Origin of the sequence: Burkholderia sp. SCN-KJ, assembly GCF_024656005.1 — a bacterium.
Classification (GTDB): Bacteria; Pseudomonadota; Gammaproteobacteria; order Burkholderiales; family Burkholderiaceae; genus Burkholderia.
Genome location: NZ_JANKOG010000105.1, coordinates 1 through 529 on the forward strand (window position 1 = coordinate 1; position 529 = coordinate 529).

Consider the following 529-nt stretch of genomic DNA (forward strand, 5'->3'; position numbering starts at 1 on the left):
TCACTCGACCATCGGGGCGCAGGCAGGTCCTCCTGCGCCCATCTGCCAACGGACCTTCCGGAGACACAACGACATGTTCAAGCAAAAAGCCGCCCTGACCGCCGTCGCCTGCGCGCTCGCCTTCGGCGCCGCCGCCGCCCATGCAGCCGACAAGCCGCTGAAATCGATCGGCGTCACGGTCGGCTCGCTCGGCAACCCGTACTTCGTCACGATCGTGAAAGGCGCCGAGGCGCGTGCCAAGCAGCTCAACCCGAACGCGAAGGTCACCGCGGTCTCGGCCGACTACGACCTGAACAAGCAGTTCACGCAGATCGACAACTTCATCTCCGCGCACGTCGACATGATCCTGCTCAACGCGACCGATCCAAAGGCGATCGAGCCGGCGGTAAAGAAGGCGCAGGCGGCGGGCATCACGGTCGTCGCGGTGGACGTCGCGGCGGCCGGCGCGAACGCGACCGTGCAGACCAACAACGTGAAGGCCGGCGAGCTCGCGTGCGACTACCTCGCGAAGAAACTCAACGGCAAGGGT

At 65.8% G+C, this 529-nt stretch carries 1 protein-coding gene; it reads left to right on the plus strand.

Features of this window, described 5'->3' with window-relative positions:
• Positions 1 to 73 precede the first annotated feature (73 nt).
• On the plus strand, positions 74 to 529 hold a 456-nt coding region (locus NQV17_RS37835), incomplete at its 3' end, for a substrate-binding domain-containing protein (RefSeq protein ID WP_257776166.1).